This window comes from Moorena sp. SIO1F2, assembly GCF_010672755.1.
GTDB lineage: Bacteria > Cyanobacteriota > Cyanobacteriia > Cyanobacteriales > Coleofasciculaceae > Moorena.
In genome coordinates, this window is the sequence record NZ_JAAHFV010000118.1 from 1 (window position 1) to 16,979 (window position 16,979).

Here is a 16,979-nt window from a genome sequence, read left to right on the forward strand (position 1 = left end):
TGTAAAATACTCTCCACATCAAGCTGTTTAGCTAACTCACACAGCTTCTGCCAGGTTGGAAGGGTGATGGCTGATAAATTATTACGAGCAGGAGCAGTTTTAGCAATCAACAAATCTCGGTAGAAGCTAGCGAGATTTTGTAGGATAACTAGGGGCTCTCGACCTCTATCGATCAGATAGCCACATTGTTCTAGTACTGCTACTGCTTCAGAAGATGCGATCGCGTTTAGCAATGCCAGCAAGTCTTGTTCAGGTACTGCCCCCACTAAATCCCAAACCTGCTCTACCGTGACCTGTTCATCTAACAAACTCAGTTGATCTAGCAAACTTTCTGCATCCCGGAGCCCCCCTTGAGCCACTTGTGCCACTAGGGTTAAGGCATCTGGTGTAATAGCGATATTTTCGTTAACTGCAATAGCCTTCAGATGAGACACCATTGCCTCTAGGGGAATGCGGCGAAAATCAAAACGTTGGCAGCGGGAAATAATGGTGGGTAATACCCGTTGAGGGTCTGTGGTAGCCAAGATGAAGACTACCCGCTCCGGCGGTTCTTCCAGGGTTTTGAGAAGGGAGTTGAAGGCTGCGGTACTAAGCATATGGCATTCATCGATCACATACACTTTGTAGCGACACTGGACTGGGGCAAATTGAGCCCGTTCAATGATTTCCCTGATCTTATCTACACCGGTATGACTAGCTGCGTCCATCTCAGTCACATCCAAGGATAAACCACCAGCGATCTCACGGCAGACGTGACATTCACCACAAGGAAATGGAGTTGGCAAAGGACTCTTGAGACAGTTGAGAGACTTAGCTAAAATCCGTGCCGAAGAGGTTTTTCCCGTACCTCTAGGGCCAGTAAACAAATAGGCAGGGGCAATGCGCTCACTCTCGATGGCATTGGTTAGGGTTTTTGCGATCGCATCTTGCCCCACTAAATCCGCAAATCTCTGGGGACGATATTTGTGATGTAGGGGTTCGTAGCTCACGACTTTCTGCTGTGGGGGGCTTACCGGATTGGTCTAGTAGTGTTTTAGTGACATACTCCCGACGCTGCCAAGCACGGGACAGTGCGGGCTTCTTACCAACACCAGCTACTGCTTAGGTTACACGGGTTACTTTATTAACGACACGGTCAGAAGTTACCGCAAGAAGAGGGTTTGAAGTTACCGTAAGACAGGGTCGCCTTTATGGTCGGCAGGCTATGGGTAAAAGGGTTAAGGCTATTGTTATAAGGCGACCCTGTCTAAGGCGCGCGTCTCTGGCCTTTATGGTTAGTCGGCTATGGGTAAAGGGTTAAAACTTTATGATTAAGGCTGCCCTCTTCTAAGGTTTCGCCTCCGGGATGCCCCGACCCGCCGGAACAATACAAAAAAAGTTCATTAACCAAAGTACTGCTGGAATTTTACCCATCCACAGATAACTCAAACTATCAAGTTTTTTCTGAAGGTCACCCCATATTCCAGGTTGTAAAGGTACAGGCACGTAGGTGGCGGTTAGCTCTTAATTTGTTTTTCCCTACTATCGGTAGTATATCGCATTGGCATTTCGACGTTCCGACCCTTGCCCCGCGCTTCCCATACGACACTTACCCTATCAGGTATTGTGCGGGGCTTCTCACGGTTTAGCTAATAGTGTTTTAATTTTAGGCAAGACAGATAAGGGTCTTATGAGGGATTGCTGGAGAGAGGGTTTTGTTAAACCTTTATCTTCGGTGGTAATCTTTCACCAAAGATAGTAACAGGGATATCAGATTCCCATACTACTGACTGATCGGTTAGCTTACGTAAACTATATAATCGAGCATTTCCACCTCATCGATATATATCATCTTCTGTTTTAATTATGGAATCAGCTATTTCTTCTTCTGTTAGTACTACTGACGAATTACCCCGCGAGGTGAGAGTTGCTCAACTGCGTAATCTGGTAGAAACTCTACACATCGCAGATGAAATTGCCAGCCAAGGCTACCTGATTAGTAGTTCTGAACTGGCGGATTTAATGGATGTCAACGCCAGCGCTGTCACCAGTCGGGGGAACCACTGGTCTTGGCGCAACTGGGTTGTGTCCAGGGTCAGGCGTGAAGGTAATCAAATTCTGTGGCAGTTAGAACGGGTAGACAAAGGGAAAATAATGGATGAAGACTAAGCCTTACAATACCTAGATAGGGGCTAAGTATACTACCTTGAGACTATGTTGGTAAGCACTCAGCGGTCAGCGGTCAAGTTATTTGATTCAAAAGCTGTTCGCACCTCAAGTACTGTGGCCACAGGCCCATAGCTGAACGCGCACCCGTGGCCAAAGGCCTTTAGCTGATAGCTTACCTATGTTGAGACTATGTTGAGTGTTGACCCTTGACTTACGGTTAAGGATTAACACTTAACACTCAACAGTCCCACTGGTGGAGTTAATCCCATGAACACAACTTGAGGTGCGCGCCCGTTAGCGCACCTTTCGGCAAATTTAATTATTAATGGTAAGAGCGCACCTAATATTAGTTATATCTCTTGTTACAACTGGGATGATGGGAAAATAGCTAATATATTGGCAGTAACCCTAGTCTTGCAAATGTAGGTTACAGCGCAAGAACATGGGTCAAACAGAGCGAGCAGCTTCATGGCATCCGTACCCAAAATGACTTCACCTGTCTCGGAAAACCCGAAGAATTTGATCCGCCCATTTCAATACCATGATTTGGCAGCAATTGAGAAGCTACTGCAACAGGCAACTGATGAGCAGAGTAAGATCTGCCCATCAGTTGACCAACAGCCACTTAAGCAAGTTAGACGCTGGTATTGGTTGCTGAAGTTTTTGAGTTGGTTTCCCAACCCCTACCAGTACAGTTTTTGTATCTATGTGGCTGAGCAACTCCAACAGCTGCGCGGACTGATCAAAATTTCCCCATTTAATCACACCCGTAGTACTTGGCGGGTGGAGCAGGTGTTAGTTGATGCCAACACTCCTCTAGTAAGTAACACCCTGGCAACTCGAGACATTGGCTCGGCTCTGTTGCGCTATTGCTTTGAAAAAATTTGGCAAGCGCGAACTTGGTTATTGGAAGTCAATATCAATCATAAAAGTTCACTGGCTCTGTATCGGCAAAACGGATTCCAGCCCCTAGCTCAGATGACCTATTGGGCGATTGAGCCAAAACTGCTGGAAAAATTGGCGGTTCGTGAACCAGATTTGCCGAACCTGTTGCCTGTCAGTAACGCAGATGCTCAGTTGCTCTATCAGCTGGATACGGCATCAATGCCACCAATAGTGCGTAAGGTTTTTGACCGCCATATTCAGGATTTTCAAACCAGTATGTCACGGAAAATCATTGATTCACTGTGGCAGTGGCTAAATCATACTGAAGTAATCAGTGCCTATGTATTTGAACCACAGCGTAAAGTCGCCGTTGGCTATTTTCGGCTGCGACTGTGCCGTGATGGTAACCGTACCAACTCAGCTGAGTTAACAGTTCATCCAGCCTACAATTACCTATATCCAGAGTTACTGTCTCAGATAGCACGGATTGCTCAAAAACTGCCTTCCCAATCCCTAAATCTGGCAACGGCTGACTATCAAGCTGAGCAGGAAGAGTATCTAGCTCAGCTGGGAGCAGAACGGATTGAGCATACTCTGCTGATGTCCCGTTCCGTCTGGCATAAGTTGCGGGAAACCAAGTCTGTTACTTTTGAGTTATCTGATGTGCTTCAGGGGCTACAGCCAGCTCGAACTCCAATCCCCAGCCGCATATCCTGGTCACAATCCCCATCGAAGAAACACCGTGCTAAGGTAAAAAAGGTCTCCATTGGGGTTTCCCAGTCCTCCAGTGTAGTCTCTCAAGAGGAGAGGGTGTCAGTTAAATCTTCACCGCAGAAGTAGTTAGTTATCCCCACTTGGGTTATAAAAGCTAATTTACAGATGCCCCATACCTAATGTGCCATTCCCCAAATTCGCTCTTTGACTAAAAATGGATAGCATAGGAGCTTAAGTTATGGAAAGAATTTCAGCACTGGGATTGGATTTGGGAAGCAAACGTATTGGTGTGGCGGGTTGTGATGGGACGGGTTTGATTGCTACTGGTTTAACTACCATTGAACGTACCTCCTTTCAACGGGATGTTGACCAACTGCGAGATTTAGTTGAAACCAGAGAAGTGCAGGTACTGGTGGTAGGTTTGCCTTATTCGATGGATGGGACTCTGGGTTTCCAGGCACGAAAGGTGCAAAAATTGGCGACGCGATTAGCAGCAGCACTCCAGCTGCCGGTAGAGTATATGGATGAACGGCTTACCTCTTGGGAGGCTGAATCCAGACTCAAGGCGAGTAAGCGATCGCTTACCCAAAATAAAGGACTGATTGACCGTCACGCTGCTGCTATTATCCTACAACAGTGGTTAGATAGGCGGCGTTCAGCTAACCATCAAAATCCCCCACCGTCGGTGGATTGAATCCCTTCTTGATGGTGATAGAATAGAAAACTGTTGACTTATACTAATTAAACTTTATCGATGAGTCTAACTCAAGAACGTAAAACTGAAATTATTAATGGCTACCAGGTTCATGAAACTGACACTGGTTCGGCAGAGGTGCAAGTGGCTATCCTGACTGAGCGTATCAATACATTAAGTCTCCATCTACAAAGCCACAAAAAAGATTACTCGTCTAGACGGGGATTATTGAAGATGATCGGTCGCCGCAAGCGCTTACTTAGCTATATTCGTCAAGACGATCAACAACGGTATCAAAAATTGATTGAGCGCTTAGGTATTCGGGGTTAGACCCTAGTTGAACGGACCCTAGTGGAAAAAAGTTTATGTCTACTGAACCGTCACGGGAGCGATTGCCTTTTGAACCACGTCAAAAGCGCAAAAAGAACCCTAAAGCCCAAAATTCATCAACAAATCCCCAAACTACTCCTAAGGAAAAACCCAGTAAAACTACTGTCAAGCAAGAGAAGAAGCAACAGAAGAAGCAAGATAAGCCAACGGCTGCCTCAAATGACTCAATGGCAATCCCAGATGTGGTCAGTAAACGGATGGTGCGTCGGATGGCTCTAATGTGTGGTATTCCCAGTTTCTTAGGGATAGCTACATTTGTGGTTAGCTATTTATTGATCACAAAGGTTGGGGTAGAGTTACCCCATGTGGCAGTGATTATGGTGAGTATGGGATGCTTTGGTCTAGGTGTGTTGGGGTTGAGCTATGGTCTTCTATCTGCTTCGTGGGAGGAAGATACACCAGGAACTTTTTTTGGTTGGCAAGAGTTCAGCACTAACCTAGGCAGATTGACATCAGCATGGCGTGCTGCTAAGACGAAGAGTTAACCCTTTGGGGAGCCTATGGTCTCAGTTTGGGGATAAGGTTACCAGGTAGGAAGCACTTTTTCGCTTCCTAACTAACCTGGGCAAGTAATTTGTTATGTTAATTAACATATTGTTATATTAATTAGTTATATTTTTTGCGTTCTTCCGCCTAAATCCAAGATTCTACAAGGGTAATTTGATCAAAATTTTGGTTCAAGCAGATATCGCGACTATTGAAATATAAATATAAGTCAAAAAGGCATATATAGAGCCAGAAAGTGTTCTATAGAATAAGAAAGTACTCTGTCAACAGCAAAGGGTAGGAACTCGACCATCTCCGACCCACATTCCCTGACTGGGGCTAAAATCCCTAAGCTGTTAAGAATCTAGTTGTATTAGACACTCTAACGGAAATCTTGGGTTTAAGCCTTAGAATTATCCTTGTTTAGATGTACAACAAATTAATCGGCTCTTAGTCGGCTCGTTTTTCATCCCCGGTCATGAGACGCGGGGTTTATAAACTCACGAGGATTTTTTTTATGATAGTAGTCATGAAGGTAGGCTCTCCAGAAGTCGAGGTGACTCGCCTTAGCCAAGAATTGAGCCAATGGGGGCTGACTCCAGAAAAAATTGTTGGTAAGCATAAAGTAGTGTTGGGTCTAGTTGGTGACACCGCTTCTTTAGACCCCCTACAAATTCAGGAAATTAGTCCGTGGATAGAACAGGTACTGCGGGTAGAGCAACCGTTTAAACGGGCTAGCCGTCAGTATCGTCATGGGGAAGCCAGTGAGGTGCTAGTGCCAACGCCCAATGGGCCAGTGGTATTCGGTGAACACCATCCCTTGGTGATTGTTGCTGGTCCGTGCTCCGTGGAAAACGAGGAAATGATCGTCGAAACAGCACGCAGGGTTAAGGCATCAGGAGCCAAGTTCCTGCGGGGAGGTGCCTACAAACCCCGGACATCCCCCTATTCGTTCCAGGGTCATGGCGAAAGTGCCTTGGATTTGCTAGCCAAGGCACGGGAAGCAAGTGGCTTGGGCATCATTACCGAAGTGATGGACACTGCTGATGTGGACAAAATTGGTAAGGTAGCGGATGTTCTGCAAGTGGGTGCCCGTAATATGCAGAACTTTGCCCTACTGAAAAAAGTGGGGGCTCAAGATAAGCCAGTACTCCTGAAGCGGGGCATGTCAGCAACTATTGATGAGTGGTTGATGGCTGCTGAATATATCCTAGCAGCGGGCAATTCTAATGTGATTCTTTGTGAACGGGGAATTCGGACATTTGACCGTAAATACAGCCGGAATACCCTAGATCTTTCAGTACTGCCAGTCTTACGACTCCTAACTCACTTGCCGATTATGATTGACCCCAGTCACGGCACAGGGAAGTCTGATTATGTTCCAGCTATGGCAAAAGCTGCGATCGCAGCTGGAACTGACTCGTTGATGATCGAAGTTCACCCCAACCCCGCTAAAGCTCTGTCTGATGGACCACAATCCTTGACACCGAATCGGTTTGATGAGTTGGTGAAAGAAATGGCGGTAATCGGTCAAGCCGTAGGGCGTTGGCCTCAATCTGCTGTGGCTGTTGCTAGTCATTAGTAGTTAGTTCTTAGTGATGACCTGAGTTCGACATAACCAACTTTATCTAGAACTCAGGTTAATTAAGACTAAGAACTAATCAAACAAAGACTCTGTGTTCTAGACAAGGCATCTGTTGGCGGACTTGTTGGAGACGGTTTGGGTCAATTTCTGCGATCGCAACTCCTGGTGTGTCTCCAGCATCTGCCAAGATCACCCCCCAAGGGTCCACTATCATCGCATGACCATGGGTGTAGCGCATGGCATAGTGACGACCAGTTTGGGCTGGGGCAATCACATAGCAGGTGTTTTCTATGGCTCTAGCTTGGAGCAGAACCTGCCAATGGTCTTTGCCAGTGTAAGCGGTGAAGGCAGCAGGCACAAACAATACATCCGCTCCATTCTGGGATAAGTGTCGGTAGAGTTCCGAGAATCGAACATCATAACACACAGAGAGTCCCAAATTGCCGAATTCTGGGGACGGGTAGACCTTGGGTAGTTCAGTTCCAGCCTTAACTGTCTCTGATTCTCGATAGGTATTCCCATCAGGAAGGTTAACATCAAATAGATGAGCCTTATGGTAGCGAGCTAGTTCATTGCCACTCGAACCGATGAGTAGGGCAGTATTGTAGACTTTACTACTACCCACTGGTACCGGAAAGCCACCACCAAGGATAGTGACTTGGAACCGTTGCGCCATAGTTTTGATGAATTGTTCACTTTGCTCTGCGATCGCATCAGCGTGAGTAATTTTGTCTTCCTCTGTACCAAGAAAAGAAAAGTTTTCTGGTAAGCTAATCAGCTCAGCACCACGACGCACGGCTAGGTCGATCAGTTCTTCTGCCTGGACTAGGTTTTGTTCTAGGTCAGGGGAGCTAGTCATTTGAATGGCAGCTGCAAGATAGCACTTCATTATGATTGAACCCTAGAGTTTTCAATATAAAGAGATATTAAATCTGATCTTAAATCTATTTTCTATATTTTCCCCAGAATGCCCCAAACCAAATTAAAAAAATTTAATCACTGTTAGACTTACCGTCGCAGAACCAGCACTGGACAATGGGCAAATCGAACGACTCGCTCAGCTACTGACCCCAAAACAAATCGTTTCAGACCAGTGTAGCCATGAGATGGGATCACAATCAGATCAATGGCTTGTTCCCTGGCGTAGTCGATGATGTTTGAGGCAGGATTTCCGATGGTGATGTGGACATGGATTCCTTCGTATTGAGGTTCCTTGAATCTGTCAGAAAGTACCTTTTCCACATGGGATTTACGAGTCTGGTTATCTACTGTACGCCACATCACTCCCGGTTCAGCAGGGTTGAGAGGGGGGAGAACATGGATAACGTATATATGAGATGCATCCTTGACAAAGTCTATAGTTTTTGCTAATGCCTCAAAGGAGGTTTCAGAAAAATCAATGGGTACAAGTACACGGTCGGTGGCAAATAAGCTCATAGATTATTGACTCCTATGGCTTGTTTAAAAAAATTATAAATACTAATCTTCTAAGAAGATTGAGTTACGGGAACTATTTTCCCAGAATTCAAGCGATCCATATAGTCTTTAAGTTCAGTGGCTACTTTGCTACAGAGGAAGTAAGCACCGAAAAGATTAGGTAAACCCATAGCATGAAGCATACTATCACTGAAATTAATGACTGCTTCTGGGTTAGCCACAGCTCCAATAAAGATGGTGATTAAAAATAATAATTTGTAGACAATTAACGTTCTCGAACCAAACAAATAATCCCAACATATTTCACCATAGTAACTCCATGAAATCATAGTAGAGAAAGCAAAAAAGAACACAGATATTGCTAGGAGGATGGGAAACCAACTAATGACACTACCAAAAGCAGCGGCGGTCATTTCGGCACCACCGAACTCAGCAAACTCAGAATTTTTGTATACTCCAGTGATGACTATTACTAAAGAAGTCATATTGCAGATGACCACAGTAACAATAAAAGGTTCGAGTAGGGCTATAATGCCTTCCCGCACTGGTTCCTCAGTCCTGGCAGCGGCGTGAGCAATGGCAGATGTACCAATACCTGCCTCATTAGTAAAGGTTGAACGCCTTAATCCCTGTACTAACACCCCAATCAAACCTCCCTCAACGGCTTGGGGAGACAAGGCTTCTGTCACAATAGTTTCGATTGCAGATGGGATGCTGGAAAAATTGACAATCAGAATCCAGAGGGATGTCAAAATGTAGATCCCACACATGACGGGTACGATGGTACCAGCCACTAAGCCAATACGTTGAATGCCACCAATAATCACCAATGTCACTAGGCCAACCATAATTAAGCCATAAACCCAGCCTCGATTAATCAGCCAGGGGACTACGCTGGCCATTACTTCAAAGGATTGGTTAGCTTGAAACATGCTTGAACCACCAAATGACCCAGCAATGGCAAAGATGCAGAATACGAGGCTCACAATTTTGCCGAGTTTTTGATATCCCATTTCCGCTAAACCAGCCGAGAGGTAATACATTGGACCACCAGCTATGGTTCCGTCTGGTCTGACCACTCGATATTTTTGAGCCAGGGTACATTCTACAAATTTACTGCTCATGGCCAATAACCCGGCAAGGGTCATCCATAACGCAGCTCCTGGTCCTCCGATACTGATGGCAAAAGCAACACCGCCAATGCTACCGAGTCCAACACCAGCGGATAGGGCAGTTGATAGAGCTTGAAAGGAAGAGATTTCACCGTTTTGGTTGGGTTGCTCGTATTTGCCTAAGGCTATATCAATGGCGTGTCGAAATCCCCAGATGTTGATGAAGTTCATCCGGAAGGTGAAGAATAGGCTACCACAGACTAGCCACAAGACAATCAGTGGCATACCACTGATGCTAAAGAAGAGTACATTAGATATGCCATTTAAGATTTGGTTAACAATACCGGTGAGGTGAGTTAGAACCGAGTTGTTTGCTGCTACAGCTAAAGTGGGTAAATTGAAAAAAATAGGATTTAGTGTCAACGTCTTTTAGCAATACTTCTTTACAAATTTACCAGGACTTACCAAAAACTGGACACCAAATCTAATCAGTAGTAAGGTTACCCTAGTGCTAGATTTGCTGTCAAGATTCACGGTTATGGTCTTGACAAAGACTAACTAATCAAAGATAATAATAGATTACGTGTCGATTCCTGCTCGGATCAGGTGAAGGCATAACAAAAGCTGGCACAAGCAAGAAATCCTATCCATCGGAACAAACACTAACCAGCTACCTGTACGGCAACTCTAGAAAAACAAATCCATGACCTACGCAATTATCGAAACTGGTGGCAAGCAACTGCGAGTCGAACCGGGTCGCTTTTACGACATCGAATTACTGCACGTTGAACCAGAGCAAAATGTCACCATCGACAAAGTCCTGTTCGTTAATCATGATGGTGAAATCAGCATCGGTCAGCCCTTAGTTGAAGGAGCAACCGTACAAGGAACGGTGATGCGACACTTTCGCGATCGCAAAATCATCGTCTACAAAATGCAGCCCAAGAAGAAAACCCGTAAGAAGCGGGGACACAGACAGGAAAAAACCCGTCTGATGATTGATGCTATTAGTATGAATGGTTCTGTGCTCGCCTCGGTGTCCAAAGCAGAGGAAACACCAGTCTCAGCAGAAACTGCCCCTGAAGCAGCAGCAACTGAAGCACCGGCAACTCAGGAAACGGCTGAAACTGCTCCGGAATAGTTAATCCGGAATAGTTTAGATGATGGGTAAGGATGCTTGGATCAGCTCCCCAGTGGAAACCCCCTATGCCATAGCGGTAGGGATGGAAACTAATATGGAAACTAATTAGGGCGTGTTTTCAAAGTTTTCCGCAAGATTTAGATCCCCCCCAGCCCCCCTTAAAAAAGGGGGGAGCCATAGTCAAAGTCCCCCTTTTTTAAGGGGGACCAACGGGGGATCTCCGAGGCAAGAAGACACACCCTAGGAGCGTGATTCCCATCCTCTGCAGTTTGATAGGTATGTTATTTTTATCTTTCAGACCTGTGGATAGGGCAAAATTCCCTCAAAATTCCCGTACAAACACTGAAATATAAAGGAACATTATGGCTCATAAGAAAGGAACAGGAAGTACTCGTAACGGTCGTGACTCTAATTCCAAACGCCTAGGGGTCAAGCGCTACGGTGGTCAGTTTGTCAAGGCTGGCAACATTTTGGTACGTCAGCGAGGTACTAAGTTTCACCCTGGTACCAATGTTGGTCGCGGTGGTGATGACACCCTATTTGCAATAGCTGATGGCATAGTCACTTTTGAAAGAAGGGGTAAAAGCCAAAAAAAAGTCAGCGTTTACCCGGTTGAAACCGAAGCATCAGCTTAGATACAACGGTTTATAGTTGAGACTGAAATCCCTCCATCAGCAGTTGGCTGCTGTTGATGGTAACTGATGAGGCACCCCCGAGGGGGTGCTTTTCTCTTGAAAATGTGTCTGGCAAAAACAAAAGGTCAGGACTTACGCACAGAATACATGGGTAGGGTGGGCAAAACCTTGCCCACCCTACAGGTAGCTACCCATTACCCGATAAGGGATATGATATAGCACTACGCATTAAAGTTAGGACATTGATAGAAGCTGAAACGCTTTTGTAGTAAACTTTTGCCTCTTGCCTCTTGCCCTTGCGCGTAGCGCTATAACTAGTCAAGTATGCCCCAACTTCTTTAGTACAGGTGCGGTCGAAACCACGTGCCGTTCTAAACCCAGTTGCTTTGGACTAACCCCTAGGGCTAGGGCAACTAACTGGGGTAAATGCAATACTGGTAACCTTAATTGACGCCCAATCACCTTTTCTACCTCCGGTTGACGGGAATCCAGATTAAGATGACACAACGGACAAGGGGTCACCATGCAGTCCGCACCAGCATCCAAGGCTTCTTGAATATGGCTCCCTGCCATCTTGAAGGATTGTTCTGTGGCATAACTAGAAATTGGCCAACCACAACATTGAGTACGACCTCGGTAATATACAGGTGTTGCTCCTACGGTGCGAAATACAGTTTCCATGGATTCTGGATGCACTGGGTCATCGTAGGGGATGGATGTCTGAGCTCGCAGCAAATAACAACCATAGAATGCAGCACATTTGAGTCCAGTGAGCTTGCGACTGACCTGTGCTGCTAGGGCTTCCATGCCGTAATCTGCCACCAATGCCCACAGTAAATGCTTGACTTCCGTAGTGCCTTTGTAAGGAGAACAGCCTTCTTTTTTCAGCAAGCCATTCACTTTTTGCACATAAGTGGTATCGGTCTGTTGGAATTCCTTTAAACGTTCATCTACATGACCAATTACTCCCTGACAGGTGCTGCAATGGGTTAACAGGGGTAGATTCAGCTCCTCAGCTAGGGCGATGTTGCGAGCGTTAACAGTGTCTTCTAGGAGTTGGGAATCTTCTTTGAAGGTTCCAGAACCACAACAAGCAGCTTTTTTCAACTCAATCAGTTCAATTCCTAGCGCTTGGGTTAAGGCTGAGGTAGATTGGTATAGTTCTCCACAGGCTCCTTGAGCAACACAGCCGGGGAAATAGGCATATTTGAGCGTAGCAGATGGCATAGTAATTTATACTTAATCGCCTTAAAACGGTTAGAGATCAGCTCAAGGGTAACAGCTCATGGCCTAAGCGCTACTAGCTTGTTCAAAATTCGTAACCGTAGCGCTTTATTTCTTCGTCAAAAATGTAGTGGACAATTTTTCGCGACCGCTCATTATAGTACTCTCGATAGTCTGTCTTTCTTTCTTCAGTTTTGTTGATCACTGGTATTTGCACTTTGAAGGGCACTCCAGCTTTATCCAAGACTCTGTCAAAATCATCCTGAAGGGTTTCAAAACGCATTACACTATCCATACCTTTGGTATAGTTTCCATAGAGTGTGTAAGGTTCAGCAGGAAGACCTACAAACTGTTTAACTCGGTTTCGATTAGTATTCCGAACCAGGGATTGAACGGTTCGTTTCAGTCCATTTCCGTAAATAGAGCCATAGTGTTTCTCAATCCAATCATTAAATGAATGGGTTTTGCAAAATTCCATGTCTTCTATATAACCCGGTAGACGGTGAACCCATGACGTGGAGTCAGCGATGAAGTGTTGGTATTTTGAGGCTCTTTTTACATAGTCGGAAGCTAAACTGTCAAAAGGGTTGCGAATACAACTAAATTTTAGATAAGATGCTGCCTCTTTTTCTGTCAAAAGATTGCGTCTGAACATCTCTCGTAGAGAATGATGTCTTCTGTGCATCAAAAATTTTCCGTTGGCGTCTAGGATGTCTTGGGCGGGGACTAGTTCGCCTTCTAGCTTTTTTTCCAGGACATCTTCTACTGCTGTGCAACCAGTTCGCGGTGCCATCAGGTAGAGTAAGCCGTATTTACGGCAAATCATTGCCATGATCAAGCTCCTGTTATTCTAGGGTTATTATAAACAAGCCGTCAGCTATCAGCTATCAGCTATCAGCTATCAGCTATAAGTTATCAGCTATAAGTTATCAGCTATAAGTTATCAGCTATAAGTTATCAGCTATCAGCTATCAGCTATCAGCTATCAGCTATCAGCTATCAGCTATCAGCTATCAGCCAAAGGTCTGTGGCCAGGCTACTGTTCCCGCAGCGTGCGCGTAGCGCAATCGGTACTTTTTAATAAAATAAGCTGACGGCTGACGGCTGACGGCTGATAGCTGAATGCTTAGGTTTATTCTTTTACTAGTTTCCACAGAAACGTTTTAATTTCGTAAGTTGGTTCAAGTTTATGGTTCCATTTGCCAATAAGTTCTGATTTATAGTTGTATTTTTTTTCGATTTTTTCTCGCAACTCCCTAGATAGATTATATAAAAATACATCACTGAATTCATCGGTATTTTCGGGGATAATTAACTGTTTGCTTTTTTCGCCATTAGGCATCTTTACGGATTTCTGGCTTAACCAGGAAAACTTAACTTTGGGGTCAAGAAGATAAGATAGCGATATCACTTCCATACTTTTTGTCAGCAATAGCGGTTCGTCAGCCTGGTTAATAATTGCTGCTACCTGGGTATGGTTAGCACTAGTATACTTGTTCCACCAAAATTCCGCTTGAGAACTGATCACACAGGATAGAATTCCACCAGACAGTAGCAAAATCATTCCGAGTCGCCATAGCTTCTGTTGCCATACTCCCTGAAAAATGCTAGTTACTTTGTTAGTTATTTTGTTAGTAAATAGGTAAGCAACTGCTAGCTGAATACCAAGATAACAGGGAATTAGATAGCGAGTTACACTAGAACGCTTGCCTCCGGAAATTAGATCCGGTAGCACTAGGGCTAAGGCGGTAACTCCAATTAATGTCAAGATGAATAGACTAACTCGTTTGGGACTATGACGACAGAGAAAGTAAATGGCATAGCCGACTAGGATTAAGATTATTACAGAGACCAGTACGCTGGGTAAATTTAAGCCTTGGTTGAGATCAAAGAAACTCCGATTAATATTAATCAGCCAGGTTTGGGCTAATGATGATAAAGGAACTTCTTTGAGTGCCCATTTGGTTTTGCTGGATACCTTAGAAAGGTTACTGTTAGAAACCAGTAACCAAGGGACAAATACCATCAAAGCCATTAACGATGATAGCCCATAGTAAACAATAATTTTACTGAAGCGGAACCGTTCTGTTACCAGTACATAGATGCCATGGCTGATGGCTACTAAGATAGAAAATAAAAAGGTATAAAATCCTGTCACTAACGTGAGGGCGTAAATTCCCCAGGTAGAGATAAAGTGTAGGATGTCTTTAATCTTACTGGTGGTGTTTCTTGGTTTAGTTAAGCGTATTGCCCGTAACAGTGCTGCACTTGATAGCAAAATCGTTACGCTCCATAAGCCATACTGTCTTGCTGCTTGGGCATACAATACCTGAAAGGGAGAAACGGCAACTAAGGCCATAGCTACCCATCCCACCAAGGACGACTCGAATAATTCTTGACATAACCAATAGATAGCAGGAAACATCAGCAAGCTGATCAGAGCTGAAAAACTTCTCCTCACTGCTACTGAATTCCCAAATAACTGCGCCCAAAATCGCGCCATTACGTAATATAATGGGGGATGTTGAGGTTCTTCAAACGCTAATCCCTTAATCGTACCAATCAGATTTTTTTCCGGATTTGTCTGCTGATACTTATGTAAGTCTTTAATAGCGATCGCATCCCCCTTGGAAATTTCTGGGATCATCTCTGACAATCGATAACCAGAAATCCTTAGGGAGGTAAATGTTTCATCAATCCAGTATATTTTTTGGTCAAGATTGACGAATCTAAACACTATCCCTAGCATCAACAGGATAACAATTAAAACCCCTAACCAAGTTGATGTAAATCTACTAGTTTTATGCAATTTGTTTACCATAGAGGTTTACCATAGATGATATTGATTGTTATGTAGTACATTCAATTTGGAGTTGCTGAATAATGGAATTATTTTAAGAGTGAGGTGGCATGGGCATCAGGCGTGGAACAGGCATCTTGCCTGTTACAGTTTTCGGGCGGGCAGGATGCCCACTCTACTGCTATTCATCAGGATGCCCACTCTACTATTCATTCGTAGATTCAGCAACGTCGTTATTTTTGGGTCACTCGCCAGTTGAGCTTTAGATTAATCCAGAAATTCCAGAAAGTAACTGCTGCGATCGCAATAGCATTTGCAATCAGATAGTTAATTTCCAGGAGATTAAACAACAGATTCAACAACAGCACATTCAGGCACAAACCGATCAAACAGACAAGATTGAACTTCAAAAACCGTTTCAAGCGCTTACCCCATCCCCACTGCTGACTGGCTATATCCCTAAATGTCCAGGCATCATTCCAAATAAAGTTATTCATAATGGCCGCTTCAGCAGCAATAATTTTACTGCGGGTGAGTCCCCAACCCAAAGTAGCAGGGTCATGGAGTAAGTAAAGCACAGTCATATCCACAAATACGCCACTGAATCCCACTAAGCCAAAACGAATAAACCGCTTTAAAGGGAAGGGAATGTGTTTTCTAAGTTGACCAATGGTTCCGAGAGAAAACCTTAACCGGAGTAAGTGTCTAATATAGTCTACATACTGTTTCCAGGTAACTTTGCTCTCTCCTGAGAGTCTCTCTTGAAATACATAGCCAACTTCTGCAATCCGGCCAATTTTTCCCCTAGCTAGCACTTCAATTAGAATCTTGTACCCTAGAGGATTGAGGTCTTTTTCATGAATGGCACTACGGCGTACCATAAAATAACCGCTCATCGGGTCAGAGACACGACCGATAACCTCTGGTAAAATCGATAATCCTAAAAGTTGAGCACCTCTGGATAAGAAACGCCTGACTACACTCCAATCACTAACACCTCCATCGTCTACATGACGACTGGCAATGGCTATATCGGCTCCATCCTCCATTGCTAGCAAAAGTTTTAATAATATCTCTGGTGGATGCTGTAAATCCCCATCAATTACCCCCAAAATTTTTCCAGTACCTGCTTTCCAGCCGTGAATAACTGCTGTAGATAACCCCCTTTCATGCTGACGGCGAATTACCTGTAACTGTGGATAGTCCGACATCAGAGCCTGGGCGATTTCCCAGGTACGATCGGGACTATCGTCATCTACTACAATCAGTTCGTATTGGTTTGGTATTGCTTCATCGAGCAAATTGCTCAGGATTCTAATTAGCTCCCCGATGTTTCTACTCTCGTTATAGGTGGGAATCACCAAGGATAAGGAAGAATCACCAAGGTCAGATTCTTCTGGTTTTGTGTAGTCATTACTGGTATCCAAAGACATACTCTTTTGGTTGATGGGATTTTTTTTGGTTAATGGTGTTAGATGTTAGCTGTTAGGTTTTGGGTTAATGGTGTTAGTACTTAATGTCTAGCGCGCCTAATACCTAGTGCTATCAAGCCTATGGCATTAGTCATTAGTTTAGTGATTACTCATTAGTTATCAGTCATTAGTCAAAATACGTAAGCATTCAGCTATCAGCTATCAGCTATCAGCTATCAGACCAATTAAAGTAGGGTGGGCAAAGTAGTATAATCTAGAATACTCACCCATAAGCAAACTGTTTTTGCCCACCCTA

General features: G+C 44.5%; 16 protein-coding genes. 8 read left to right on the forward strand and 8 right to left on the reverse strand.

Features of this window, described 5'->3' with window-relative positions:
• The coding region (locus F6J94_RS15635) for a DNA polymerase III subunit gamma/tau (protein WP_293041782.1) at positions 1–989 on the reverse strand (989 nt) is incomplete at its 3' end.
• Between the two features lie 856 nt (positions 990–1,845).
• Here F6J94_RS15635 and F6J94_RS15640 point away from each other — a divergent pair.
• The 6 genes from F6J94_RS15640 to aroF all read left to right on the forward strand — a co-directional run bounded on the left by F6J94_RS15640 (position 1,846) and on the right by aroF (position 6,899).
• Positions 1,846–2,148: a hypothetical protein gene (locus tag F6J94_RS15640; protein ID WP_293041785.1), complete on the forward strand. Its 303-nt coding sequence runs from the start codon at positions 1,846–1,848 to the stop codon at positions 2,146–2,148.
• A 486-nt stretch (positions 2,149–2,634) separates the two neighbouring features.
• Entirely contained in the window at positions 2,635–3,873 is a 1,239-nt protein-coding gene (locus tag F6J94_RS15645; protein ID WP_293041787.1) for a GNAT family N-acetyltransferase, read from the forward strand.
• Between the two features lie 112 nt (positions 3,874–3,985).
• Positions 3,986–4,441, forward strand: coding sequence for a Holliday junction resolvase RuvX (gene ruvX, locus F6J94_RS15650; RefSeq protein WP_293041789.1), 456 nt, complete (start codon positions 3,986–3,988; stop codon positions 4,439–4,441).
• A 60-nt stretch (positions 4,442–4,501) separates the two neighbouring features.
• Positions 4,502–4,771, forward strand: a complete 270-nt coding sequence (gene rpsO / locus F6J94_RS15655; RefSeq protein ID WP_008188496.1) for a 30S ribosomal protein S15 — start codon at positions 4,502–4,504, stop codon at positions 4,769–4,771.
• Between the two features lie 35 nt (positions 4,772–4,806).
• On the forward strand, positions 4,807–5,316 hold the full coding sequence (locus F6J94_RS15660; protein ID WP_293041791.1) for a PAM68 family protein: 510 nt from the start codon (positions 4,807–4,809) through the stop codon (positions 5,314–5,316).
• A gap of 518 nt (positions 5,317–5,834) precedes the next feature.
• Positions 5,835–6,899: a 3-deoxy-7-phosphoheptulonate synthase gene (gene aroF, locus F6J94_RS15665; protein ID WP_293041793.1), complete on the forward strand. Its 1,065-nt coding sequence runs from the start codon at positions 5,835–5,837 to the stop codon at positions 6,897–6,899.
• A 79-nt stretch (positions 6,900–6,978) separates the two neighbouring features.
• On the opposite strand, the gene F6J94_RS15670 is transcribed toward aroF, so the two are convergent.
• The 3 genes from F6J94_RS15670 to F6J94_RS15680 all read right to left on the reverse strand — a co-directional run bounded on the left by F6J94_RS15670 (position 6,979) and on the right by F6J94_RS15680 (position 9,793).
• Complete coding sequence (locus tag F6J94_RS15670; protein ID WP_293041795.1) at positions 6,979–7,791, reverse strand: carbon-nitrogen hydrolase family protein; 813 nt, start codon at positions 7,789–7,791, stop codon at positions 6,979–6,981.
• A 119-nt stretch (positions 7,792–7,910) separates the two neighbouring features.
• Entirely contained in the window at positions 7,911–8,339 is a 429-nt protein-coding gene (locus F6J94_RS15675) for a universal stress protein (protein ID WP_293041797.1), read from the reverse strand.
• A 50-nt stretch (positions 8,340–8,389) separates the two neighbouring features.
• Entirely contained in the window at positions 8,390–9,793 is a 1,404-nt protein-coding gene (locus F6J94_RS15680) for an alanine/glycine:cation symporter family protein (protein WP_367142218.1), read from the reverse strand.
• 361 nt (positions 9,794–10,154) lie between these two features.
• Between F6J94_RS15680 and rplU the strand changes: the two genes are divergently transcribed.
• The gene (rplU, locus tag F6J94_RS15685) at positions 10,155–10,592 is read left to right on the forward strand and encodes a 50S ribosomal protein L21 (protein ID WP_293021651.1); all 438 of its coding nucleotides are present in this window, start codon (positions 10,155–10,157) and stop codon (positions 10,590–10,592) included.
• A gap of 362 nt (positions 10,593–10,954) precedes the next feature.
• On the forward strand, positions 10,955–11,227 hold the full coding sequence (rpmA, locus tag F6J94_RS15690) for a 50S ribosomal protein L27 (protein WP_070395797.1): 273 nt from the start codon (positions 10,955–10,957) through the stop codon (positions 11,225–11,227).
• Positions 11,228–11,545: 318 nt separating this feature from the next.
• Here the strand turns inward: rpmA and F6J94_RS15695 are convergent, their stop codons facing one another.
• From F6J94_RS15695 to F6J94_RS15710, 4 genes are all read right to left on the reverse strand, one after another.
• Positions 11,546–12,454: a CoB--CoM heterodisulfide reductase iron-sulfur subunit B family protein gene (locus tag F6J94_RS15695; protein ID WP_075904680.1), complete on the reverse strand. Its 909-nt coding sequence runs from the start codon at positions 12,452–12,454 to the stop codon at positions 11,546–11,548.
• 82 nt (positions 12,455–12,536) lie between these two features.
• On the reverse strand, positions 12,537–13,283 hold the full coding sequence (locus F6J94_RS15700; RefSeq protein WP_293041799.1) for a sulfotransferase family 2 domain-containing protein: 747 nt from the start codon (positions 13,281–13,283) through the stop codon (positions 12,537–12,539).
• Positions 13,284–13,583: 300 nt separating this feature from the next.
• The gene (locus F6J94_RS15705) at positions 13,584–15,272 is read right to left on the reverse strand and encodes a glycosyltransferase family 39 protein (protein ID WP_293041803.1); all 1,689 of its coding nucleotides are present in this window, start codon (positions 15,270–15,272) and stop codon (positions 13,584–13,586) included.
• A 212-nt stretch (positions 15,273–15,484) separates the two neighbouring features.
• The gene (locus F6J94_RS15710; RefSeq protein WP_293041806.1) at positions 15,485–16,684 is read right to left on the reverse strand and encodes a glycosyltransferase; all 1,200 of its coding nucleotides are present in this window, start codon (positions 16,682–16,684) and stop codon (positions 15,485–15,487) included.
• Positions 16,685–16,979 lie beyond the last annotated feature (295 nt).

Excerpts from the sequence above, each read along its gene's own strand:
- F6J94_RS15700 (WP_293041799.1), bottom strand. The coding sequence starts at position 13,283 with ATGGCAATGATTTGCCGTAAATACGGCTTACTCTACCTGATGGCACCG.
- F6J94_RS15705 (WP_293041803.1), bottom strand. The coding sequence starts at position 15,272 with ATGGTAAACAAATTGCATAAAACTAGTAGATTTACATCAACTTGGTTA.
- F6J94_RS15645 (WP_293041787.1), top strand. The coding sequence starts at position 2,635 with ATGACTTCACCTGTCTCGGAAAACCCGAAGAATTTGATCCGCCCATTT.
- ruvX (WP_293041789.1), top strand. The coding sequence starts at position 3,986 with ATGGAAAGAATTTCAGCACTGGGATTGGATTTGGGAAGCAAACGTATT.
- F6J94_RS15710 (WP_293041806.1), bottom strand. The coding sequence starts at position 16,684 with ATGTCTTTGGATACCAGTAATGACTACACAAAACCAGAAGAATCTGAC.
- F6J94_RS15640 (WP_293041785.1), top strand. The coding sequence starts at position 1,846 with ATGGAATCAGCTATTTCTTCTTCTGTTAGTACTACTGACGAATTACCC.
- F6J94_RS15660 (WP_293041791.1), top strand. The coding sequence starts at position 4,807 with ATGTCTACTGAACCGTCACGGGAGCGATTGCCTTTTGAACCACGTCAA.
- rplU (WP_293021651.1), top strand. The coding sequence starts at position 10,155 with ATGACCTACGCAATTATCGAAACTGGTGGCAAGCAACTGCGAGTCGAA.
- rpsO (WP_008188496.1), top strand. The coding sequence starts at position 4,502 with ATGAGTCTAACTCAAGAACGTAAAACTGAAATTATTAATGGCTACCAG.
- rpmA (WP_070395797.1), top strand. The coding sequence starts at position 10,955 with ATGGCTCATAAGAAAGGAACAGGAAGTACTCGTAACGGTCGTGACTCT.
- F6J94_RS15670 (WP_293041795.1), bottom strand. The coding sequence starts at position 7,791 with ATGAAGTGCTATCTTGCAGCTGCCATTCAAATGACTAGCTCCCCTGAC.
- F6J94_RS15675 (WP_293041797.1), bottom strand. The coding sequence starts at position 8,339 with ATGAGCTTATTTGCCACCGACCGTGTACTTGTACCCATTGATTTTTCT.
- aroF (WP_293041793.1), top strand. The coding sequence starts at position 5,835 with ATGATAGTAGTCATGAAGGTAGGCTCTCCAGAAGTCGAGGTGACTCGC.
- F6J94_RS15695 (WP_075904680.1), bottom strand. The coding sequence starts at position 12,454 with ATGCCATCTGCTACGCTCAAATATGCCTATTTCCCCGGCTGTGTTGCT.